Raw genomic sequence first — 17,804 nt, 5'->3', positions numbered from 1 at the left:
GTTAGATGCCGCTCTCAGCGTCGAGGCGGCCGGCCCGAACTGCGCGTTCCAACTCCGCATGGTCCTTCTCGGTTTGGTCGGCGTAATGCCTCGCCCATCCCGTCATTGACTTCTCGAACACCTCCGAACGGCCAAGGTATCCCGCGATGAACGCGCTGCCAGGGGTTTGGGAATGGGCGCGGGCGAGCACTCCGCCGCACAAACGGGCATAATCGGCCAGCGGTCCAGGGCCGAGTTCGTCCACCGCGAAGGAACCCTTCATGTCGCGGAATTGGCGGACGAAGTAGTCACGCAGCTGGCCATCAGTCTCCACGCTGTTGCCCACCCACCCCAGGAACGGGTCAGACTGCGCCTGCATGATCCGTTGCCCCGCCACGGCGCGATAGCCCTGGCCGAAGTTCGTCAGCAAACGAACCACATCTGAGGATGGCTTGGCGCCGCCATGGCTCTCCAGCACTGACCGTTGGACTTCCTTGGCCTGCAGGAACAATGGTTCCCCGGACGGTCCCAGCATCAGGATCACCCAGCACCGCGTGCCCACGCTGCCCACGCCGACTACACGGATCGCTACATCCACCAGCCTGTACTGGCTCACCAGCACCGCAGTGTCGGCCCTCAGCGAGCTTCGATACAGGTCAAAGAGTGCGCTCACGCGATCCAGCGTGGCCGTTTCCGGGTGGTACACCAGCGGCCACTGGTCAACGATCCTCGGCTCTCCGTGGACAGTCTCAGCCGTCATTTTCGCCAGGACCTGCTCCGAGGTGCGCCGCTTGGCCTTCTTCATGTCCTTGTCCAGAAGGCGTTTCTCGGAAAACGGACCCGACGCCATCGTTGCCGTCAGAATCTCCGTGTCAACCTGGAAGTAATACCTTTCTGCGGCTGTTCCCTCGAACAACCTCCGCATGGCCAGCCGGTACGACCGAGCCGCAGCTTCCACTGCAGTGTGGCATTGTTCCTCCGAGTGCCCGCTGTTGCGCCCGCTCAGCCAGATACTTGCCGTGAGCCTCTTAACGTCCCATTCCCACGGGGCCGGGAAGACCTCGTCAAAATCGTTGAGGTCGAAGACCAAGCGCCGCTCCGGAGAGGCATACAAGCCGAAGTTCGCCAGATGCGCGTCGCCGCATGCCACCACCTGATGCCCGGACGTCTGCCCGAGGGACACGTCCCCAGCCATGACGGCCGCGGCTCCCCGGTAGAAGGCAAACGGTGTCTGCAGCATCCGACCGACACGTACCGGAACAAGGTGCGCCACCCGGGAAGCGTGCTGTTCCTCAAGTATGGCCACCGGGTTCCGCTCCGGTGTCAGGAATATCCCCTGGGCGCTGCGGGGGAGCGATTGCCGGGCGGCTTTCCCCTTGGCCCGGTCCTGCTCCACGGGGCTCCAGCGAGCACTGACAAGTGGGCTCATGCCCCAAGTGTGGCATTCAGCCCGTCTTGGGTGAACCATGTCCTTATGGGAACCGTCACCGAATATTTGGAGAACGTCAGCGAGGCCAACCGCGGGATCCTTGAGCGGATTGTGGGAATCGCCCGCGAACTCGCCCCTCATGCCGAAGAAGGCGTCAGCTATGGCATGCCGGCATTGCTGGTTGACGGCAAGGGCTTCCTCAGCGTGCTGGAAACCAAGAAGCACCTGGCCTTGTACCCCTTCAGCGGACAGATCCTGCCAGAAATGTCGGAGGAATTAGGCGGCTATTCCTGGTCGCCGGGGACGTTGCGGTTCTCTGCCGACAATCCCGTGCCGGACTCGTTGGTACGCCGGATCCTGGAGACGCGGTTGGCAGCGATCCGGAAGTAGTTTTTGTACAGGTAAAGCCCTTATGAGGCCAGCTTGAGGGCATTAGCTGTACAAAAACTCAGTGCTTCGCGGAGACGTCCTGCGAAATGGCGTTGGCTGTGGCCACCACTTCCTGTCGCACTGACTCGAGGTACGCGTCCGGGTCCGGCTGCGCTGCGACCGCTTGGGCCTGCAGTGAGACGTTGATGGCCGCAACGTTGTCGCCGTTGTTGTGGTTCCACACCGGGGCTGCGATGGACATCAGCCCGATCTCCAGCTCCTGGTCCAGCAGGCACCAGCCTTGCGTACGGACGCGTTCGACGGCGGCCCTCAAGTCGGGGACGCTGGCGACGGTTCGCGGCGTGAGCGGCGTAAGTTCCGCCGTCGTGAGGTAGGCCTCAAGCTTGGCCTGCGGCAATCCGGCGAGCAGCACGCGACCCATGGACGTGGCGTACGCGGGGAAGCGCGTGCCGACGGTGATACCAACGTTCATGATGCGCTTGGTGGCGACGCGCGCTACGTAGAAGATGTCCTGTCCGTCGAGGACCGCGGCGGAAGTGGACTCCCCCAGCTTGAGGCTGAGCTGTTCCAGGTGCGGCTGGGCCAACTGCGGCAGGGACAGCGCCGACAGGTACGAATAGCCGAGCTGCAGCACCTTGGCCGTGAGTGCGAACGTCTTGCCATCGGTGCGGACATAGCCGAGTTCAACGAGCGTGTGCAGGAATCGCCGGGCCGTGGCACGGGTCAGGTCCGTGCGGGCAGCCACTTCACTGAGGGTCATCAGCGGATTGTTCGCGTCGAACGCCCGGATCACGGCGAGACCCCGGGCCAGCGACTGGACATACTGGTCGCTGGCCTGCGGGGTAACTGCGGAATCGCTCATGGTTACCAATCCTAGGGTGCGTTGCGGGGCCTGCTTTGCGCCCTAATCGGGGCAAATGACATGTAAAGCGGGCCCCGCAACGGGGAGCCCAGATTTGCGGGGCCTGCTATGCCTTTTTCAAAGACAGCGGCACGAGCTCCTGGATCTCGTCGAAGGTACAGCCGAAGGTCTCGCGGACCGTGACGCCGTCCGGGCCGGTGAGGAACACTGCTTTGTCCGTGTAGACGCGGGTCACGCAGCCGACGCCGGTGAGCGGGTAGGTGCACTGCTCCACCAGCTTGGACACGCCCTCACGCGTCAGCAGGGTCATCATCACGAACACGTCCTTGGCGCCCGTGGCGAGGTCCATCGCCCCACCGACGGCGGGGATAGCGTCCGGGGCACCCGTGTGCCAGTTGGCGAGGTCGCCGGTGGCGGAGACTTGGAAGGCGCCGAGGACGCAGATGTCCAGGTGCCCGCCGCGCATGATCGCGAACGAGTCTGCGTGGTGGAAGTATGAGGCTCCAGGGAGTTCGGTGACGGGGATTTTGCCGGCGTTGATCAAATCACCGTCGATCTCCTCGCCAACAGCTGCCGGGCCCATTCCGAGCATCCCGTTCTCCGTGTGGAGCGTGATGTTCTGTTCCTCGGTGAGGTAGTTGGACACGAGCGTCGGCTGGCCAATCCCCAGGTTCACGAAGGAACCGGGAGCGATGTCGCGGGCCACCAGCTGGGCGAGTTCGTCGCGGCCCAGCGGCTTCTCGGACGTCTGGATGCTTGTCTGGGTGCTCATGGTCAGGCCACCTGTTCCGTGCTGGTGCCGCCGACGCGGACCACGCTGTTGACGTAAATACCGGGTGTCACCACGTTCTCCGGATCCAGCGAACCGGTGGGCACGATCTCCGAGACCTGCACAATGGTGTGCTTGGCTGCGGCAGCCATGATGGGGCCGAAGTTCCGGGCGGTCTTGCGGTAGACGAGGTTGCCCTTGCCGTCGGCCTTCAGTGCCTTGATCAGGGCGACGTCGGCGTGGATCGGCGTCTCGAACACCTGCCACTTCCCATCCAGCAACCGGGTTTCCTTGCCTTCAGCCAAGGTGGTGCCGTAGCCGGTGGGGGTAAAGAACCCGCCGATCCCGGCGCCGGCGGCTCGGATGCGCTCAGCCAGGTTGCCCTGCGGCACCAGCTCCAGCTCGATCTCACCGGCATGGAACTTGGCGTCGAAGTGCCAGGAATCGGACTGCCGCGGGAAGGAACAGATCATCTTGCGGACCCGGCCTTCCTTGATCAGCAACGCGAGGCCCTGGTCGCCCTGGCCTGCGTTGTTGTTGACCACGGTCAGGTCCTTGGCGCCACAATCCATCAGGGCGTCGATGAGTTCGAACGGCTGCCCGGCGTTACCGAACCCGCCGATCATCACGGTGGATCCGTCCTTGATGCCGGCGACGGCCTCTCCCACAGTGTCTATGAAATTCAGCATGGCTAACCCTTCACTGGTTGTGCGGACGGAGCGGCAGAAACGTTTTCCAACACCACAGCAAGGCCTTGGCCCACGCCGATGCAGATCGCCGCGACACCCCAACGCTGGCCCGAGGCCTGCAGGGAACGGGCAAGTGTACCCAGAATGCGGGTCCCGGATGCCCCGAGCGGGTGACCCATCGCGATCGCCCCGCCATGCTGGTTCACGATTGAGGGGTCGATCCCCCACGCGTCAACACACGCCAGCGATTGAGCGGCGAACGCTTCATTAAGTTCGACGGCGCCCACCTGGTCCCAGCCGATGCCCGCCTTCGCGAGGGCCTTGTTCGCGGCCTCCACGGGGGCGAACCCGAAGAACTGTGGGTCATTGCCGTGCGCGCCACGGCCGGCGATGCGGGCCAACGGTTCCAGGCCGAGGATCGAGGAAGCTGCCTCTGAACCGATCCACGCTGCCGAAGCACCATCAGACAAAGGCGAGGCGTTCCCGGCGGTGACCGTACCGCCGTCGGGCCCTGAAGCTTCAGGACGGAACACGGTCTTCAAACCCGCAAGCTTCTCAGCGGAAGAACCTGCACGGATACCTTCGTCCCGGACGAGGTCAGTGCCCGGGACTGCGGTAACGAGATTGTCGTAGAAGCCTTCGTTCCACGCGGCGTCGGCCAGGTTGTGCGAGTCCGCCGCAAAAGCATCTTGCCGTTCCCGGGTGATCCCGTACTTCTCGCGCAGCCGTTCGGTGGCTTCGCCCAGGGAGATGGTCCAGTCCTTGTTCATGGCCGGGTTCACCAAACGCCAACCAAGCGTGGTGGACGCGAGGGTCATGTCACCGGCCGGGTAGGGCTTGGACGTCTTGGGCAGCACCCACGGGGCGCGGGACATGGACTCGGCGCCGCCTACCAGCATGAGGTCGGCGTCGCCGGCGTTGATCTGCCGCGAAGCAATAATGGCCGCATCCAGGGACGAGCCACACAAACGGTTGACCGTGGTGCCCGGAATGGAGACAGGCAGGCCGGCCAGCAAAGTAGCCATGCGGGCCACGTTGCGGTTTTCCTCGCCGGCGCCGTTGGCGTTGCCAAACACCACCTCGTCGATCCGCTCAACATCCAGCCCCGGGGCCCTGCGAACGGACTCGCGGACCACGTGGGCGGCAAGGTCATCGGGACGGACTGCGGCAAGGCCGGAGCCGAACTTGCCAAAGGGCGTGCGCACGGCGTCGTACACAAAAGCCTGGTTCATGGTTTTCTCTTTCGTTCTACCCAACTGACTGGCAGTAGTGGTTGCTCTGAGCCCTCAGAACAACCACTACTGCCAGTTAGTTGGGCTCGTTGGCGTCGATCTCAGCGAATACTTTCTGGGCAGTCTTGAAGGCCGAGTTGGCCGACGGCACACTGCAATAGATGGCGGTCTGCAACAGGATTTCCTTGATTTCGTCCCTGCTCAGGCCGTTGTTGAGGGCTGCCCGGACGTGCATGGCCAGCTCCTCCCAGTGACCGTGCGCCACCAGCGCCGTGAGGGTGACGGCGGAGCGCATTTGCCGGCTCAGCCCGGGCCGCGTCCAGATGCCACCCCAGGCGATCCTGGTGATCATGTCCTGGTAGTCCTCGGTAAAGGAATCCTTGTTGGCGTTCGCCCGGTCCACGTGCGCGTCGCCGAGCACTTCGCGGCGGACCACCATGCCGGCGTCGTAAATGTCCTGCGCGGTGGCATCCGCCTGCACGGCACCATTCCGCCCGGCGTCATTCAGCTCAGTTGAAGAGGTCATCGTCCGTTCTCCTTCATGAAAGTGCGCATGAGTTCGGCCACCACGGCCGGCGCTTCTGCGGGCGCCAGGTGCGCGACGCCGTCGAGCGTTTCCACCACAGCGATACCGCCACCCGAGCGAATCCCGGCGGCTGTCTCTTCAGCGAGCGACGGCGGCGCTACTGAATCCTCGACGCCCGCGATTACCTGGGTGGGGACAGTAATGCCGCCGAGCTGCTCGCGGACGTCGAATGCGGCGAGGGCTTCGCAACAGAACGAGTAGCCGAAGCGGTCGGCGTCGCGGAGGGCGTGCAGCAGGCGGCTGCTGATCTCCGGCCGGCGGTCCATGAAGCCCGGGCCGAACCAACGTTCCGCGGAACCCTGGATCATCACGGGTGTACCGAGTTTGCGCACGGTTTCGGCGCGCTCAAGCCAGCCTTCGGGGGTGCCCAGCTTGGCGCCGCTGCACTGGACGGACAGGCTGCGGAGGCGATCGCCGTGCTTGATGCCGAGCTGCAGGCCGGTGGCCCCTCCCAGCGAGACGCCCGCATAGTGGAAGGTCGCACCCGGACTCACCGAATCAACCAAATCGACGACGGCGTCAGCCAGTTCCGCGATGTCGAAACCTTCGGTGGTGGTCGGCGAGATGCCGTGGCCGGGGAGGTCCCAGCCGACGATGTCGTAGTCGTCGCCCAAGAGGGCCGCGGTTTCCGTCCAGAGAATGGTGGACGTGCCCAGCGATGGCCCTACCACCAGAAGCGGTTTGGCTCCCAGTTCGCGCTGCGGGGACAGCAGCACGGCCTTGACAGTTGGCTTAGCCACGAGGGGCTCCCTTCAATGAGGTTCCTGTGTTGTCGGCTGCTTTGGCGAAGTCGGGGTAGGCAGCGAGGATCCGGCGGTTGATCTCCTGGGCTTCGCCTAGGTAGCTCGCGGGGTCCAGGAGCGCTTCGAGTTCCGCGTCGGACAGCTTGTCCGCAGGCACCGTTTCACGCAGCAGCTTGGTGTAGATGCGGGACTGCTCCGCGGCGGGTGCCTTCAGGGTTTCGTCGACGACGGCCTGCAGCTTCTGCTTTCCGTCCTCGCCGAGCAGAGGTGCGACGGCGGCCGCTACGCCTTCGCTGAGCAGCAGCGGTCCCGAGAGTTCCAGGTTCCGCCGCATCGCCTCGGGGAAGACACGGAGGCCTTCTGTCAGCTCCCGGAGGTGGCCGGCTGCGCCCAAGGCCAGCGCTAGCAATTGCCGCAGGGCCGGCCATTCACTATGCCAGGCGCCGTCCGGGCGTTCGTCATTGAAGGTGGCCGCTGCCAGGTGAAGTTGCGATGCGAGGCCGGGCGCCTGCAACGCTGCACTGCGAATAAGCACGGACAGTACGGGGTTCTGCTTCTGCGGCATGGCCGAGGAAACTCCCCGCCCGGCGGCCAACGGTTCGCCGAGTTCGACAACCTCCGGACGGCTCAGGAACAGCAGGTCGGCGGCGATCTTCCCGAAGGAATCGATGAGCGCGGCAAGTCCGTCGCCGAGCGCCGTGACGGACAGGCGGTTGGTGTGCCACGGCGCCGGTGCCGGGGCCAGGCCCAGCGTGGACGCCAGGGAATCGGCCAACGTGAACGGAGTTGAACCCGAGCCCGCCGTCAGCTTGGTCCCCGAGGCCAACGTCCCGCCGGCCCCGCCGAACTGGACCGGCAACGCAAGCGATGCCAAACGTGAAGCCGCGGCCGCGACGCCTTGGAACCACTGCGCTGCTTTGAGCCCGAACGCGTACGGAAGCGCATGCTGCGTCAGGCTCCTGCCCACGCACAGGGTGTCCGCATGCTGTTCCGCCAAGGTGGCGAGCGCCGTCGTCGTGCCTTTGACGTCAACCAGCAGCGCGGAAACGGCGCGACTGGCGAGCAGCATCAGGGCGGAGTCGAGGACGTCCTGGCTGGTGAGCGAGGTGTGGACCGCCTTGCCCGCGCCGATCCCGTCAGCGTCCAGGGACTTGACGCGGGTGCGCAGGTCGCTGAGCAACGGAATCACCGGATTGCCGCCGCCTTGGGCACGTTCAGCGATAGCGGCAGCGTCGTAGGAAGAGGGATCGGCGGCTTCGGCCACCACAGCGGCGGATCCGGCGGGGACAAGCCCAGCCTCCTCGAGGACGGCAGCCCAGGAGGCTTCGACGTCGAGGATTGCCGCGATCACGGCACGGTCGCCCGTCAGCGACGCCACAGCGGGCGACGCCGTAACGGGGCTAAGGAGGCCGAAGTCGCCGTTGGTCATGCGGGGGCGTCCTGGTTGTTGCCGACGCTGTTGTCCAGCGACCCGTCCTGCTGGAAGTCCAGGAACACGGTCTCGTCGCCGCCCTGCAGTCGGATGTCCCAGGTAAGCCCGCCATCGGGATCGCGGCGTGCGATCAGGGTCTTGCGGCGTTCGGGATCAAGGGAGCTCAGCAGAGGATCGTTGGCCAATGCTTCCTCGTTTTCCGGCAGGTATACGCGGGTGAAGAGGCGGTTCATGAGTCCGCGGGCGAAAACGGCCACGGAGATGAACGCCGCCGCTCCCGGCGCGGTAGGGCCGGGGTTAACTGTGGTGAAGGTGTACACACCGGAGTTCCCCACGGAGCCGCGGCCCCAGCCGGTAAAGGTGTAGCCGTCTCGAACCAGGGAGCCGGTGCGCTGGACGATGTTGCCCTCGGAGTCCGGCTGCCAGATCTCCAGGATGGCGTCCGGAATGGTGTTCCCGGCGCCGTCGAACACCGTGCCTTGGAGGCGGATGCTGCCGGGGCTGCCGGGAGCCAGGAGTTCGTTGTCCTTGGTGAAGGGGAGGGCGTAACCGTAGAAGGGGCCAACGGTCTGACCCGGTGTGGGTGCCAGCTTGCTCATGCGCTTACTCCTCGTCCCCGGCGTCGCCGTATGCTTCGTTTTCCGTCCAGGTCCGCTTGGAGCCGGTCAGGATGATGTCCCACTTGTAGCCGAGGGCCCACTCGGGGCTGGTCAGCTCGTGATCGTACTGTGCCACCAGGCGGTCGCGGGCGTCCTGGTCCACGATCGATTGGTAGATGGGGTCCAGCGGGAAGAGCTGGTCGCCCGGGAAGTACATCTGGGTGACGATGCGCTGCGTGAACTCCGAGCCGAACATGGAGAAGTGGATGTGGGCCGGGCGCCAGGCGTTGAGGTGGTTCTTCCACGGGTACGCGCCGGGCTTGATGGTGGTGAAGCTGTAGGAACCGTCCGTACCGGTGATGCAGCGGCCCACGCCCGTGAAGTTGGGATCCAGCGGTGCGGGGTGCTGGTCGCGCTTGTGGATGTAGCGGCCTGATGCGTTGGCCTGCCAGATTTCCACAAGCTGACCGGCAACCGGGCGGCCGTCGCCATCAAGGACGCGGCCGGCGACGATGATGCGCTCACCCTGCGGCTCGCCGTTGTGCTGGATGGTCAGGTCCGATTCCAGTGCGTGCACGTCCTGGTGCCCGAACGCCGGCGAGTAGAGCTCGATGGTTTCCGGGTCCGCGTGGTGCAGGCTCTTGGTGGGGTGGCGCAGGATGCTGCTCCGGTAAGGGGAGTAGTCCAGGCGCGGCATGGTTTCGGGACCCTTGCCGTTCTTCAGCGCCTGGGCATAACGGTCCCCGATGGCCTGGATCTCAGCGCTGAGATCCGCTTGGGTTTCCACTTTCTTGGAATCGTGCGCGGCGTGTGGCTCAGCGGGCGGCACGAGCTCCTCGGATTCGAGCTGCTGGACGGTCTGGTCTTGCGGCACAGCCGGCTCCTTTCGGTTGATGGTTCTCTGTGGTTAATGGGCAGCGGGCCTAGGCCCGGTGGAGCGAGTCGTATTGGACGGCGTGGCGCACCGGAGCGTTGGGCGCCCCGTAACCGTCGTAGTTGCCTCGACGCTCCACCATTTCGAAGAACACACTGCCCACGGTGGCGGTGTAGAAGTGGAGGAATTCGCCGTTGGCGTCCCGGTCATACAGGAGGTTGAGTTCCTTGAGGGTGGCCAGGAAGCCGGGTTCGAGATCGAACCGGGCGTCCAGGTCCTCGTAGTAATTTGCGGGAATCTGGAGGAACTCGAGGCCGCGATCCCGTGCGGACCGAGCCGTGGCCACGAGGTCGCCCACGGCGAAGGCGATGTGTTCCTGGTACGTTTTGCGGGCGCTTTGCGCTTGCTGTGCCGGAGCCAGGTTGAGCACCAGCCTGACAGCACCATCCGTGGTCTCCATGACCTGCGAGCGCACCAGGCCACTGGGGCTGGGAACTTCGGCAAACGGCTGCGGTTCCAAGGCCAAAGCGCTGGTGTAGAAGAGGACGGCTTCGTCAAAGTGCTGCCACGGCTGCGCGAGGTTCACGTGGTCAATCACAGCGTTCTGCGCGCTGGAAACGTGTTCCAAGCCCTCGCCGAACTCGTGGGTCCACGCGGCGGTGCCGTCCGGGCTTCCCTGGCAGAGGAAGATTTCGGTGGAGTCCGGTGCGGAGATGCCTTGGAAGACTTCTTCGTCGGCTTGGACCTTGCGGGCCACCACGGGCGCCTTGAGTTGCTGGGCCCGAGCGGAGGCAATCACTGGCGAATCGACGTCGAACCCCAAAGCGGCGATAGCCGGTTCCGAGTGCGAGGCCGCTTGCTCGTTGATGATCACGCGAGCTTGGCCCATGGTCCAGAGCTGGACATCCTTGGTGCGGTGGCGGCCCTCGAATTCGAAGCCGAGTTGGCCCAGGAGCTTCTCCAGCTGCGCGGTGTCGTCGGCCTTGACCTCGGCGAAGTTGAAGCCGGCGGGTTCGTTCACCTTGGGCAGCGTGGCCAGTTCCATGGGATAACGACGGCGGGACGCGCTGCCGTTGCCGGCTGCGGTTTCGCTGGAGGTACTTGCGAGCCACTTGGCGCTCTGCTCCTCCAGCCAGATCAGGGAACGCATGGCATCCACGGCCGTGCGCTCAACGTCCGACTGGCGGAACACGTCGTTGAACACTTCCAGGGACACCGGGCCCGTGTATCCGGCGCGGACCACGTGGCCCATGAACTTGGCGAGCTCGAACTGCCCTTCGCCGGGGAACACTCGGTAATGGCGGCTCCAGGACAGCACGTCCATGGAGAGCTTGGGGGCGTCGGCCACCTGGACGAAGAAGATCTTCTCCGCGTTGATCTGCTCGATCGGCGCAGTGTCCCAGTCGCGGGAGAGGATGTGGAACGAGTCCAGGCAGGTGCCAAGGTTGGGATGGTCCACCATCTCCACCGAGCGGTACGCATGCTCATAGTCGTTGACGTATTTGCCCCAGGCCAAGGCTTCATAGGCAACCTTGACGCCGTGATCCCCGGCCAGCTCGGCGAGTTCGGCCAGCTGGGAGGCGCGGAGTTCGTCGTCGTCGATGGTTGCCGTGGCCACGTTGGAGCAGACCAGGATGGTGTCCATGCCCAAGCGGGACATGAGCTTGAACTTGGCCTCCGCCCGGCGAAGGTTGGCTTTGAGCAGGTCCGGGGTGACGCCGTCGAAATCCCGGAACGGCTGGTACAGATCGAGGCCCAAGCCGAGGTCGGCGGCCATCGTCCGGACTTCCTCCGGGCTGTGCGGGGACGTGACGAGGTCCTGCTCGAAGATCTCGATGCCGTCGAAGCCCGCAATGGCGCAGGCCTGCATCTTCTCCTTCAGGGTGCCGGACAGGCAGACCGTGGCGATTCCGGTGCGCATCAGTGGCCTGCCTTCGTCAGCTCAGGGGCCAGGGCGGCGGCGGCGTCTTCTACCGCGATCAGCTCCAGGAAATGTGCCCGCATGCGGTCGCGGTCGGCTTCGCGACCAGTGATGAGCTGGAAGGCGTCGGCCGCCTGACCGACTGCCATGCGGCCGCCGTCGAGGACTTTGCAGCCCTTGGCCCGTGCTTCGCGGACCAGCTGTGTATCGATGGGGCGGTAGACGATGTCCGCTACCCAGTGGCGTGGTTCCAGGAGTTCGATGTCCAGGGGCAGGCCCGGGTGTGCGGCCATGCCGATCGGCGTGCAGTGCACCAAGCCGTCCGCGAGGGGCATGATCTCGCTCAGCTCTGCGGTTGTGCGGGGCGTGACGACGGCTGTGGGGAAGAGTTCGCCCAGCTCAGCGGCACGTTCCGCCGCGCGGGCCGGATCCATGTCCACCAGGTCCAACGTGCTGACGCCGGCTTTGAGGAGCGCATAGGCCACGGCGGAACCGGCGCCGCCCGCACCAAGCTGCACCACGCGGTCCAGCTTCGCGTTCGGAAGTCCGGTGCTGAGGGCGGCACCAAAACCGGAGAAGTCTGTGTTGTGCCCAATAAAGCGACCGTCTTGGATGAGGACCGTATTGACGGCACCCAGGCGACGGGCGTCGTCGGAAATTTCATCGAGGTGCTCCAGCACCAGCTGCTTGCACGGGTGCGTGATGTTCAGTCCGTTGAAGCCCAGGCGCTGGGCTGCGGTGAGGAGGTCCCCGACGGCGGCGGCCGGCAATGCGAGTTCCAGCAGGTCGATGGGGCGGTACAGCAAGCGAAGGCCCTGCACATCGGCTTCGCGTTCGTGCATGGGCGGCGTGAGCGACGGCATGACGCCTTCGCCTATGAGGCCCACCAGAACGGACTCGGCTCGGTTGCTCATCCTAAAGCTCCTTTGACTTCAGCACCGCCGGGCGTTTGGCGCTTTCTGGGGCGCCGCTTCCCGGGGTGTTATTTAGGTTACTACAAGTGTTCATATTCCGCACGCTTGTTCTTATCGCGAACATCTTGGGGGCGCGCACTCAACTAGCTGACATTTGTGGTTGTTCTGAGCGCTGATAACAACCACAAATGCCAGTCAGTTGGGATCAGCGCTGGGGCAGGCGGGCCGCGAGTTCAGCCGCGGCTTCCTGCAGGGTGGGCACATGAGCGATGAGTTCCTCCATGGTGAGGCGGAAGACCGGCACCGCAGTGGCCAGTGACGCGAAAGCATGGCCCTGGGAGTTGAGGACCGGCACGGCCACGGCGCGCATGCCGATCTCGTTTTCTTCATCCATCACGGCGTAGCCCTGGCGACGAACCTGCTCGATCTCCTCGCGGAACTTGTCGCGGTCAGTGATGGAGTGCTCGGTCAGGGGATCCAGGGGGAGCTCCTCCAGGAGACGCTTCCGCTCGATCTCGTCCTCGAAAGCGACGATCGCCTTGCCCACGGAGGTTGTGTGCAGCGCACCCAGATGGCCGGGGTCGCTGGTGACGCGGAAGGTCTTGGGGCCGTCCACCTTGTTGACCGTGAGGTGATGGTTGCCGTCGCGGACAGACAGGATGGTGGCCTCGTTAGTGCGCTCGGTGACCCGCTGGAGGACAGGCAGTGCTGTCGCTGCAAAGCCGTGGTGATTCGAAACCCGTTGGCCGAGTTGGAACACCCGCAAGCCCAAGTGGTAACGGCGCCCATCCGGCTCGTAGTCGACGAAGCCATCACGCGTGAGCGAACCCAGCAGGCGATAGGTGGTGCTGAACGGCAGGCTGGCACTCCTGGCCAGATCCGCCGCGCTTGCACCACGCGGTTCATTGCCCAGAAGTACCAGCAGGCTCAGGGCTTTGCCGACCATGTCGGTCTTTGTGTCCTCTTTCACACTCATAACTCGATGCTCTCACATAGTGAGAGCTATTTCTAGATGGTGGTGACATCTCTTGACAAGTGACCCCACTCACAGCCACTATTGCTGTATTGCACAAGTAGCTCTCACCATGTGGTTACTTTCGGGATGATCCGGCCGCACCTCGCTCTGGTCTTCCCTAAGAAGCTAGATCCGCGACATCGTCGTCACAGAAGGAACCTCCCATGAGCCAAACAATGCCGTCAGCGACGCCAGGCACTGAAACAACCACCGGAACCCCCAAGAAAGCCGCGCTTGCCAGCTTCCTGGGCAGCGCCGTCGAGTACTACGACTTCTTTATCTTCGGCTCGGCTGCCGCCCTGATTTTCCCCCACGTGTTCTTCCCGGACGCAGACGCCAACGCGGCCATCATGTCCTTCGCGACCTTCGGCTTCGCCTACGTGGCCCGCCCCGTCGGCGCTGTCATCCTGGGCCACTTCGGTGACCGGATCGGACGGCAAAAGGTCCTCATGTTCACCCTCGTCCTGATGGGTGCCGCCACCTTCGTGATCGGATGCCTCCCCGACTTCAAGACCATCGGCTGGTGGGCGCCCGTCCTGCTGGTACTCGCCCGTCTTTGCCAGGGCCTCTCGGCCGCCGGCGAGCAGGCCGGCGCTTCCTCCATGACGCTGGAACATGCCCCGGACAACCGCCGCTCGTTCTTCACCTCGTGGACCCTGACCGGTACCCAAGGTGGCCAGATCCTGGCAGCCCTCGTCTTCATCCCCGTCGTGGCATTGCCGGACGAGATCAAGTACGGCATCGGCTGGCGCATCCCGTTCTGGCTGAGCGCCGTAGTAGTACTGGTGGCATTCTTCATCCGCCGCACCCTGCACGAGCCGCCGGCATTCGCCGAAGCCAAGAAGAACAATGAAATTTCCAAGCTCCCCGTTGCCGATCTTCTGCGCCTGCACTGGCGCGACGTTCTCCGCGTTGTCTGCTGCGCCTTCATCGCCGCAGTGAGCACGGTGTTTGGAACCCTGGCCATCAAGTACGCCCAGGACGTTGCCCACGTCAACAGCACCATCACCCTGTGGCTGGTGGTTGCGGCCAACGTGGTTGCCCTCGGAACCCAGCCATTGTTCGGCATGCTGGCGGACAAGATCGGCCGGAAGCCCGTCTTCATCTACGGAGCCGTAGCCAGCGCGATCATGACCCCGGTCTTCCTGCTGACTCTCGAGTCCGGCAATGTCCCGCTGATGTTCCTGGTCTCCATCGTGTTCTTCTCCTGCGGGTACGCTGCCGCCAACGCTGTTTGGCCGTCCTTCTACGGTGAAATGTTCAGCACCAAGGTTCGCTTCTCCGGACTGGCCATCGGTACGCAGCTCGGCTTCCTCATGGCAGGCTTCGCCCCGGCCATCGTGACCGCACTGGGTGGCACCAAGCCCGGCGGATGGGTCCAGATCTCCATCTTCACCGCCGTCATCTGCGCAATCGCAGCCGTTTCGGCCCTGACAGCCCGCGAATCAGCCAAGGTTCCCACCGCCGAGCTCGGCTTGCATAAGTAGGAACCCTGCGACGCAGAAATGCCCGGTATGTCTCCTGACATACCGGGCATTTCTGCGTCCTGCCGAGCCCAACAACCTACCGCGGGTTCAGCACCACGGGCTTGAACTTTCCGGCCCCTGTGCCGGAGTACATCAGCAACGTCCCGTCTCCGGCCACCCCCACCACCGATGGATCGCCCGTTCCCGTGAAGCCGTTGCCGAGAGCCGCGTAGGACGTGAACATGTTCCAGCCGGAACCCAGGGAGGAACGCGCCAGGAAACCACCGTTTCCGTTGCCGGGGTAGAGCCAGAGAACACCGTCCGTCCCGCGTGCCATGATGTCTTCCCGACCGTCGCCGTTGAAGTCGCCACCCTGCATGACCGCGTTGAAGATGTTCCAGCCCGTGCCGATCTGCCGCCACGGCTGGAATCCACCGGCACCATTGCCCGGGTAGAGCCACAGGGCCCCATCAGCGGCCCGTGCCACGATGTCAGCCCGGCCATCTCCCGAGAAGTCGCCCGGAGCCAGCACCTGGGTGAATCCTTGCCAGCCCGTTCCGATCTGCTTGCGGGCCAGGAACTGCCCCTTGCCGTCGGTCGGGTACAGCCATAGCAGCCCATCGGAAGCCCTGGCAATGAGGTCGGGGCGACCATCGCCGTCGAAATCGCCGGCGCTCAGGACCGCCGTGAAGACGTTCCATCCCGATCCGACCTGGACGCGCGGCAGGAAGCCGCCCGAACCGTTGCCCGGGTATAGCCACAACGCACCATCGGTGCCGCGGGCCAAAATGTCGGCGACAGCATCGCCGTCGAAATCTCCCGCTTCCCAGACCTGGCTGAACTGGTTCCAGCCTGTGCCGATCGTCAAGCGGTCGGCGAAGCCCGCACCGTCGCCCGGGTAGAGGCTCAGCTGGGAACCATTGGCAAGGACATCAGCGATTCTGTCGCCGGTAAAGTCCTGGCCGCCCATGATGTCACCGGCCAGGTTCCAGCCTGTCCCGACGGCGGCACGCGGCAGGAAGCCGCCCTTGCCGTTGCCCGGGTAGACGTAGAGGGTGCCGTCTGTGGAGCGGGCCAGGAGTCCGGCAGACCCTCCGCCGAAGGAACCTGCCGGGGCGAGGTTGTTGAAGGAGTCCCAGCCTTGGCCCACTTGGAGTGGGGCTTGGAACCCGCCCGCGCCGTTCCCGGGATACAGCCAGAGGCGGCCGTCGGGGTCGGCGGCCATTACGTCGCTTCGGGAATCACCGTTGAAGTCGCCCGGAGCCAGCAGTTGGGTGAAGCCCTGCCAACCCACACCTACTTGGGCCCTGGGCAGGAAACCGCCCTTGCCGTTGCCCGGGTACAGCCACAAGGCGCCGTCGCTGGATCGGGCAAGGATGTCCGGGAAGCCGTCGCCGTTGAAATCGGACGTGCCCAGCACCGCGTTGAAAATGTCCCATCCCGACCCGATCTGCACGGAGTCCTTGAGCCTGTTGCCCGGAAGCCCTCGGAACAGGAGCAACGAGCCATCCGCTTCGCGGGAAATCATGTCGGCCAGTTTGTCGCCATCGAAATCGCCGGCTGAGAAGCTGATCCGCGTCTTCAGTTTGGGATCGGCGTTGATGGTGATTGTCGCAGAGGTTTCACTGACCGCATTGATGGTGACTTTGGTGCCCGTGTAGGTGGTGAAAGTACTTCCGGCCTGCCAGGCGTGGTTCTTGCTGTACCAACCCGCGAAGGGTGTGGTGCTGGGCATGAGGATGAGCGATGAGGCAATGGTGGCGCCGCCGCGCTGGACGATTTTGACGCCCTTGTTGCCGCCTGAAAGGTAGCTGTCGTAAGCCCCCACAGGCTGCCGAAGTTCCAGGTAATAGACTTCGCGGCTGACGGGGTCGGTGAACTTGATGGCGCGTTGGGCTTCGGTCCCGCCCCACGGCTTCAGCGTGTAGCTCTTCACTCCCGTGGCGACCCCGACATCGCGGATTTCGTCTCCCCGGCCCAGGCCTGCGTAATCCCAGAACGTGGAACTGACCACCGGCTGGGCATACTGGGCCGCGCCCATGATGTCAGTCGTGTCGCCGTACTCGCGGATGTAGCAGGACGGGTCGGTGAACTGCCCGCTGCTGTTGACCCCCACGTCGGATGCACCGCTGGCGCACTGCAGCGCATCAGCGTGCATCAAACCAATGACATGCCCGAATTCGTGGCTCATGACGTTGTTGGAGAACGCGCTGATCTGCGGCATGAGTACGCGTCCGCTGTAACTGCCGCTGCTGTAGCCTGCGCCAAGAGCGTTTCCGGACAACGTGGCCGTGGGGATAAAGATGACCAGCGCCGTGTACGGAGTGGCTGCCCACTTCAGCTCACTGGTGATGGTGGACATGATGGTGCTGTAGCTGTCCGTGGACCTGGCTTTGGACTGGTGTCCGGCTACCTTGCTGTTCACGGTCATGGACAGCTTGTTGGCCGTCATCGCCTTCCAGTAGTTACTGGTTGCCACCACTGCCTTTTCGGCCTCCGCCATGGACACCGGGTTGGCGTTGTCAGCAAGCTTTGCCGTCACCAGCCGGACACGGATGTCCCCTCCCGGACCGGCCGCCGCCGCGCCGTCGCGGAGGAGGGACTCGACGTCGGCCTGTCCCTTCGGCGCCGCGTCAGTCGGAGGCGCGTCGAACGTATGCTCCGAGTGCGGCGTTCCCTCCACGAACTGGACATTCGGATTATCCGGTCCCGGTGCTGGTACGGCCGTGGCAGGGGCCTGTACGAAAAACAGGCCGGTGGCAAGCACCACCAAGCCTGTGGACAGCGCGATTGATCGCCGCAAAACACCCATGAAATCTCCCGGGGACGGAGCCTGTGGTTCCTGTGAGTCTCAAGAACCGAGATCAGGCTACAGCCGCCGCGGCAGTGTACCCGGAAGGCAGG

16 protein-coding genes are annotated in these 17,804 nt (G+C 64.4%); 2 read left to right on the top strand and 14 right to left on the bottom strand.

Annotation, left to right across the window (positions count from 1 at the left end):
* Position 1 precedes the first annotated feature (1 nt).
* Complete coding sequence (locus tag ACR30Z_RS12690) at positions 2–1,408, bottom strand: DUF2252 domain-containing protein (RefSeq protein WP_434372879.1); 1,407 nt, start codon at positions 1,406–1,408, stop codon at positions 2–4.
* A 45-nt stretch (positions 1,409–1,453) separates the two neighbouring features.
* Between ACR30Z_RS12690 and ACR30Z_RS12685 the strand changes: the two genes are divergently transcribed.
* Positions 1,454–1,798, top strand: coding sequence for an iron chaperone (locus ACR30Z_RS12685; RefSeq protein ID WP_144648761.1), 345 nt, complete (start codon positions 1,454–1,456; stop codon positions 1,796–1,798).
* A 58-nt stretch (positions 1,799–1,856) separates the two neighbouring features.
* On the opposite strand, the gene ACR30Z_RS12680 is transcribed toward ACR30Z_RS12685, so the two are convergent.
* The 12 genes from ACR30Z_RS12680 to ACR30Z_RS12625 all read right to left on the bottom strand — a co-directional run bounded on the left by ACR30Z_RS12680 (position 1,857) and on the right by ACR30Z_RS12625 (position 13,395).
* Positions 1,857–2,660, bottom strand: coding sequence for an IclR family transcriptional regulator domain-containing protein (locus tag ACR30Z_RS12680; protein ID WP_144648762.1), 804 nt, complete (start codon positions 2,658–2,660; stop codon positions 1,857–1,859).
* A gap of 106 nt (positions 2,661–2,766) precedes the next feature.
* Positions 2,767–3,432, bottom strand: a complete 666-nt coding sequence (locus tag ACR30Z_RS12675; RefSeq protein ID WP_434372876.1) for a 3-oxoacid CoA-transferase subunit B — start codon at positions 3,430–3,432, stop codon at positions 2,767–2,769.
* A 2-nt stretch (positions 3,433–3,434) separates the two neighbouring features.
* The gene (locus ACR30Z_RS12670; RefSeq protein WP_434372874.1) at positions 3,435–4,118 is read right to left on the bottom strand and encodes a 3-oxoacid CoA-transferase subunit A; all 684 of its coding nucleotides are present in this window, start codon (positions 4,116–4,118) and stop codon (positions 3,435–3,437) included.
* Between the two features lie 2 nt (positions 4,119–4,120).
* A complete protein-coding gene (locus ACR30Z_RS12665; RefSeq protein WP_434372873.1) occupies positions 4,121–5,350 on the bottom strand; it encodes a thiolase family protein in 1,230 nt (409 codons plus the stop codon).
* A gap of 76 nt (positions 5,351–5,426) precedes the next feature.
* Positions 5,427–5,876, bottom strand: coding sequence for a 4-carboxymuconolactone decarboxylase (gene pcaC / locus ACR30Z_RS12660; RefSeq protein ID WP_144648766.1), 450 nt, complete (start codon positions 5,874–5,876; stop codon positions 5,427–5,429).
* Positions 5,873–6,676 carry an alpha/beta fold hydrolase gene (locus tag ACR30Z_RS12655; protein WP_144648767.1) on the bottom strand — a complete coding sequence of 268 codons (804 nt, stop codon included), beginning with the start codon at positions 6,674–6,676 and terminating at the stop codon, positions 5,873–5,875. The genes pcaC and ACR30Z_RS12655 overlap by 4 nt, the downstream gene beginning before the upstream one ends.
* Positions 6,669–8,108, bottom strand: coding sequence for a lyase family protein (locus ACR30Z_RS12650; protein WP_434372871.1), 1,440 nt, complete (start codon positions 8,106–8,108; stop codon positions 6,669–6,671). The genes ACR30Z_RS12655 and ACR30Z_RS12650 overlap by 8 nt, the downstream gene beginning before the upstream one ends.
* Complete coding sequence (pcaG, locus tag ACR30Z_RS12645) at positions 8,105–8,710, bottom strand: protocatechuate 3,4-dioxygenase subunit alpha (protein WP_434372870.1); 606 nt, start codon at positions 8,708–8,710, stop codon at positions 8,105–8,107. The genes ACR30Z_RS12650 and pcaG overlap by 4 nt, the downstream gene beginning before the upstream one ends.
* Before the next feature lie 4 nt (positions 8,711–8,714).
* Positions 8,715–9,584, bottom strand: a complete 870-nt coding sequence (gene pcaH, locus ACR30Z_RS12640) for a protocatechuate 3,4-dioxygenase subunit beta (RefSeq protein ID WP_144648770.1) — start codon at positions 9,582–9,584, stop codon at positions 8,715–8,717.
* 49 nt (positions 9,585–9,633) lie between these two features.
* Positions 9,634–11,505 carry a bifunctional sugar phosphate isomerase/epimerase/4-hydroxyphenylpyruvate dioxygenase family protein gene (locus ACR30Z_RS12635; protein WP_434372868.1) on the bottom strand — a complete coding sequence of 624 codons (1,872 nt, stop codon included), beginning with the start codon at positions 11,503–11,505 and terminating at the stop codon, positions 9,634–9,636.
* Complete coding sequence (locus ACR30Z_RS12630; RefSeq protein ID WP_434372867.1) at positions 11,505–12,419, bottom strand: shikimate dehydrogenase; 915 nt, start codon at positions 12,417–12,419, stop codon at positions 11,505–11,507. Before ACR30Z_RS12630 ends, ACR30Z_RS12635 begins: the two co-directional genes overlap by 1 nt.
* Positions 12,420–12,624: 205 nt before the next feature.
* Positions 12,625–13,395 carry an IclR family transcriptional regulator gene (locus ACR30Z_RS12625; RefSeq protein WP_144648773.1) on the bottom strand — a complete coding sequence of 257 codons (771 nt, stop codon included), beginning with the start codon at positions 13,393–13,395 and terminating at the stop codon, positions 12,625–12,627.
* A 203-nt stretch (positions 13,396–13,598) separates the two neighbouring features.
* On the opposite strand from ACR30Z_RS12625, the gene ACR30Z_RS12620 reads away from it, so the two are divergent.
* Entirely contained in the window at positions 13,599–14,921 is a 1,323-nt protein-coding gene (locus tag ACR30Z_RS12620; RefSeq protein ID WP_144648774.1) for an MFS transporter, read from the top strand.
* A gap of 76 nt (positions 14,922–14,997) precedes the next feature.
* On the opposite strand, the gene ACR30Z_RS12615 is transcribed toward ACR30Z_RS12620, so the two are convergent.
* Positions 14,998–17,712: an FG-GAP-like repeat-containing protein gene (locus ACR30Z_RS12615; protein ID WP_434372864.1), complete on the bottom strand. Its 2,715-nt coding sequence runs from the start codon at positions 17,710–17,712 to the stop codon at positions 14,998–15,000.
* Between the last annotated feature and the right edge of the window lie 92 nt (positions 17,713–17,804).

Source organism: Paenarthrobacter sp. FR1 (assembly GCF_051106045.1).
Taxonomy (GTDB): domain Bacteria; phylum Actinomycetota; class Actinomycetes; order Actinomycetales; family Micrococcaceae; genus Arthrobacter; species Arthrobacter nitroguajacolicus_A.
The sequence above is the reverse complement of the archived record's forward strand: the minus strand, read 5'-3'. Positions and strand labels throughout refer to the sequence as shown.

Coding starts and splice junctions, on each gene's coding strand:
- pcaG (WP_434372870.1), bottom strand. CDS start 8,710: ATGAGCAAGCTGGCACCCACACCGGGTCAGACCGTTGGCCCCTTCTAC.
- ACR30Z_RS12615 (WP_434372864.1), bottom strand. CDS start 17,712: ATGGGTGTTTTGCGGCGATCAATCGCGCTGTCCACAGGCTTGGTGGTG.
- ACR30Z_RS12680 (WP_144648762.1), bottom strand. CDS start 2,660: ATGAGCGATTCCGCAGTTACCCCGCAGGCCAGCGACCAGTATGTCCAG.
- ACR30Z_RS12625 (WP_144648773.1), bottom strand. CDS start 13,395: ATGAGTGTGAAAGAGGACACAAAGACCGACATGGTCGGCAAAGCCCTG.
- ACR30Z_RS12690 (WP_434372879.1), bottom strand. CDS start 1,408: ATGAGCCCACTTGTCAGTGCTCGCTGGAGCCCCGTGGAGCAGGACCGG.
- ACR30Z_RS12675 (WP_434372876.1), bottom strand. CDS start 3,432: ATGAGCACCCAGACAAGCATCCAGACGTCCGAGAAGCCGCTGGGCCGC.
- ACR30Z_RS12665 (WP_434372873.1), bottom strand. CDS start 5,350: ATGAACCAGGCTTTTGTGTACGACGCCGTGCGCACGCCCTTTGGCAAG.
- ACR30Z_RS12670 (WP_434372874.1), bottom strand. CDS start 4,118: ATGCTGAATTTCATAGACACTGTGGGAGAGGCCGTCGCCGGCATCAAG.
- ACR30Z_RS12620 (WP_144648774.1), top strand. CDS start 13,599: ATGAGCCAAACAATGCCGTCAGCGACGCCAGGCACTGAAACAACCACC.
- ACR30Z_RS12685 (WP_144648761.1), top strand. CDS start 1,454: ATGGGAACCGTCACCGAATATTTGGAGAACGTCAGCGAGGCCAACCGC.
- ACR30Z_RS12650 (WP_434372871.1), bottom strand. CDS start 8,108: ATGACCAACGGCGACTTCGGCCTCCTTAGCCCCGTTACGGCGTCGCCC.
- pcaC (WP_144648766.1), bottom strand. CDS start 5,876: ATGACCTCTTCAACTGAGCTGAATGACGCCGGGCGGAATGGTGCCGTG.
- ACR30Z_RS12630 (WP_434372867.1), bottom strand. CDS start 12,419: ATGAGCAACCGAGCCGAGTCCGTTCTGGTGGGCCTCATAGGCGAAGGC.
- ACR30Z_RS12635 (WP_434372868.1), bottom strand. CDS start 11,505: ATGCGCACCGGAATCGCCACGGTCTGCCTGTCCGGCACCCTGAAGGAG.